At 43.5% G+C, this 3974-nt stretch carries 3 protein-coding genes and 1 pseudogene; 1 reads left to right on the top strand and 3 read right to left on the bottom strand.

Features of this window, described 5'->3' with window-relative positions:
- From B4K20_RS00385 to B4K20_RS00375, 3 genes are all read right to left on the bottom strand, one after another.
- The coding region (locus B4K20_RS00385) for an HAD family hydrolase (RefSeq protein ID WP_289281456.1) at positions 1–382 on the bottom strand (382 nt) is incomplete at its 3' end.
- Positions 379–2532, bottom strand: a complete 2154-nt coding sequence (locus B4K20_RS00380; protein WP_289281455.1) for an HAD family hydrolase — start codon at positions 2530–2532, stop codon at positions 379–381. The genes B4K20_RS00385 and B4K20_RS00380, both read right to left, overlap by 4 nt.
- Positions 2533–2676: 144 nt before the next feature.
- Positions 2677–3312: a 2OG-Fe(II) oxygenase gene (locus B4K20_RS00375; protein WP_289281454.1), complete on the bottom strand. Its 636-nt coding sequence runs from the start codon at positions 3310–3312 to the stop codon at positions 2677–2679.
- A 215-nt stretch (positions 3313–3527) separates the two neighbouring features.
- Between B4K20_RS00375 and B4K20_RS00370 the strand changes: the two are divergent.
- Positions 3528–3974 (top strand): annotated as a pseudogene (locus tag B4K20_RS00370) (iron permease); the annotation flags it as partial.

Below are 3974 nucleotides of genomic sequence, written 5' to 3'. Positions count from 1 at the left end.
GGGTGTTTTGCTTGCTGCTTTCCTGTAAACGCAATTCTTTAATGGGTCGTAAAATGTGTTTCAGCTGAGCATGGGTTTTGCCATTCCAATCTTTATCAATCTCAGCTTCCCAATCCGCCATTTGTTGCCAACTGCCTTTACCTATTTGGTATATCTTGGTGCCAACATCGGTAATCGCAAAATCAGGAACGGGTAAGGCATAGTTTTTAATCGCCCGTTTCACCAGTGATACATGACGACCTGTGACATATGCTAGCTTGACCTCATCACGTTCACAAAAGTCCGAAAACTGTTTACGTGCATCAGCTGGCTCTGGCTGAAAGCCATTAGGAATGATGGTTCTATCCATATCCGTGCAGAGTAAAACTTTAGCTTGGCTCATGATGATGCTTTCTTCGTTTTGACATGATCAAAGAACTGGTAATGTTCGAGTGATTCCAAAATGCCTGCAGCAAATGGTTTGTCTGCGAAATAAATACGGTCAGTATCAATCAATTGTGATAACTCCTCATTATGTCTGTTTGCCACTACCGCAGCGAGCGTGTTGCCCCGCATCATATCTTCATCGGCACCGGAACCGCCGGCGACAAAAATATGTTCAAGTGGTATTTGCCAATGGTCGGCAACATAGCGCAGAGCCATCCCCTTTGATGCTCTAATCGGTAATATGTCTAAATATTGTCCAAAAGCCAGCTGAACATGAACCGATTGTTCCTCCTGATGTAACAGTCGTTTTATATCTTCAACATCTACCTGTTCAGGATCGATGTAATAACTCAGTTTAAATCGACTCTGTTCTGACTTTGGCTGCTTTTCTAATCCAGGATAGCCATCGAGCAACAGTCGTACTTTATGGGGCGTCCAGTGATAATCAATATGTTGAGCCCAAGACGTATCTGGCGTTAGCTTAGGTGCATAGTAGATCTCAGTGCCAGAACTGGTGATTAAAATATCAGGTTCAGGAATCTGATGTTTTTTCATCATTCTAAGGGCAACGTCCAAACGCCGGCCAGTCGCAATGGCAAATTTTGTGGTTTTGCGGTTTTCCCGAATCAGATTAATCAATTTATGTAACGACACATCGTCGCCGATAAGGTTCAAATCCAAATCGGTGAAAATAGCCTGTTCAGCATACACATGACTGGTTCGCTCAAGCGGCTTACGTTGAAGTAACTCAGCACGTTGAGCAAGTGGTGTCACCAAATCGATATAACGTTTAGCGTGTGCTTGCCATGAATAACACTTCGCTACCCCTTCCAGACCTTTGCTTGAATAGTCATCCCACACATCATTGTCTGTTAATAATTTCAATAATGCGTCTGTGATAGTCGATGATTCGAGTGGATCAATTAAAATCCCATTATGACAGTTACCAATAATATCTCTTGGCCCACCATCTTCCGTCGCCACAATTGGTACGCCCGAGGCTGCGGCCTCGATCAGAGTCAGACCAAAAGGCTCTGTCAGCGCCGGGTTTACAAACACCCCACCTGATGCCGCAGCAATACGATACATCAGAGGGACTTGCTCACGCTTGTGGTGCTTGGGCATGACCACTTTGCCATATAAATCGTATCGATCAATGGCTACAAAAAGCTCATGAAACACTTCTTGAGCCCCTGCTTCCAGATCATCAATATCATCACGATTACCAGCAATGATCACCAAATTTGCTAGTTGTTGCAGCCTTTCTGACTCACCATACGCTTCAATCAGCACGGTGATATTTTTGCGTTTATCAGGGCGGGATAAGGCCAGAATAATCGGTTTATGTGGGTCTGTGAGTTGGTGCGTCAGCTTTTGAAACAACTCACTTTCAAGTTCATTTCCTTCTGGCGGCTTGAACTGTTTGATGTTAGTACCAGGAGGAATAACACGCATTTGATCAGGTTGATAGTGATCATAAATTTCGTATTGTTCTTCGATTTCCTGGTGAGTACTGGTAATGACACGTTCGGCGGTGGCTAAAGTAATTTCCTCTGCTTCTATACGCCGAGTCATATTGTAAAGAGACTCTATTTGTTCAGTGGTTAAACCACTGGCCAATAACCTTCTTCGTTTGACCCGTCCTAAAGAATGGCCTGTATGGACAAGCGGAATGCCTAGCAGATTAGCCACATGAGATCCCACCAGGCCCGCGTCAGCATAATGGCTATGAATCAGATCAGGGACATGGTCTTGTTTTCTGAAAAAATCAGCCAGGTTGTCTGCAAACCCGTCCAGATGCTCCCATAAATGTTCTTTATAGATGTATTCTTCAGGCCCGGCATCTATTCGTACGATCCTGAATTTATCATTTACCTTCTCAATGGGTTCGGCATATTCAGCATCAACATGGCTGTCTATAACGCGACGTGTAACCAGATCTACCTGACAGACATTGGGAAGTTCAGAGAGTGCTTGAGCGAGTTCCAGAACATAGAGCGTTTGCCCTCCTGTATCAGCATCTCTGCCCAGTTCGAGATTATCAGCCCGTATGAGCCCATGCACACTAATTAGTGCGATATAAATCTGCTCAACCCCGTCAGCCATAAAACCTGCTTCTCCCTTTGTTGTGTATGTAAACGCAGATATCGTCTTACCATTGATACTATAGCATCACACTGTGTCAATAAAGATTAGCTTGGGTTAATTGCAGATTCTCTGTGTATTCGACTGAGACAAAACCAATCAAACTTAAATGGATTTTCGACCTGAAATGAGTCGTTTAAGCTTGGCACTTAAACGATGAAAGAAGCGATGTTTATTGCCTGCGGCTGCACTAGTCAGGAAGTTAATCTGTATGGACTGACGCTTGCCCTCAAAGGCCGGATAGCCATGCCAGCAGTTATCGGTCACTTTAAAAGCCACAAGACTACCTGGACCAGGCGTGACTTCATCCACATAGTCATTCATATCGTGACCATTTCGTAAGATTCTCAGTTTACCTGTATCGGCTTGCCAAGCTTCGTTAAGGTAGATAAGGATGGTGGCCACTTTGGTTTTAGAATCGGTATGGATGCGTCCATCTTTTTGTCTGGAATACCCTCTGAGGGTAATCATCATCGGCAAATCCATAACCTGTACATCAAACTTGTCACAAATGATTCGCCGAAATTCCGGGGTATCAATGGAGGTAATTAACGATTTAAAAGGTTCTTGTAAATCAACATCATCGATATTGTAGCTACCGCCATCTGAGATATCAGGAAAGCTTTTGATGATTGCTTGCACCTGTTCAGGATAAATAGATTGTTCTACCTTGAAATAGGGAAATGGAACCGTTTGTACGGGGGCTTTATCAAGAGATTCCAGTTGAATTACATTCGTCATTGTTTTGTCATCAAATCGTCACAAACTGCAAGATTATCACTCTCACCCAATAACATAAACTCCTAAAAATACAGCCTTCAGCGGTTAATCATCTAAAAGTTAGCTGGGTCAAGAACTTCTCCGAGAGACCTGTATCTAAAAAAATCATTTACTCGCTAATCAGCACTAAGGTTTATACTGCGTACGATTCTCATTTAGAACTGCACTCAAGATAAATGATTGATACAACCATCCTCGCTGGAGCCAATAAAAACGTGTTTAGATTTGACCGTCGTATAACCACAGGTCTCATTATCAGTTTGATGATGTTGTCATTTATTCATGCCGCACATGCAAACGATGCACAGAGTGATACGCGACAACTCATGCAGATAGCTGAGTATATCGGAGCAGATTACAGTGCTGCTGTGGCCAATGGTGAGGTGATCAACGAAGCTGAGTACAGCGAGATGACAGAGTTTTCTGAGCTTGCAGTGGAAAAAACCCGACAACTCGAGAACGGCCAACACGCGCTTGAAGCGGCACTTAAATTACAACAAGCCGTTACTAATAAACAAAACCCTGATGTCATTCATGCCATCACAGTGGATCTTCGGAATATCTTGATTAAGCTCTCACCGGACGTCTCTTTACCCAGCGAATTACTGCCCATTCAACAAGTA

Source organism: Methylophaga sp. UBA5088, assembly GCF_002414625.1.
Classification (GTDB): Bacteria; Pseudomonadota; Gammaproteobacteria; order Nitrosococcales; family Methylophagaceae; genus Methylophaga; species Methylophaga marina.
This window is presented reverse-complemented; position numbering and strand designations above follow the sequence as displayed.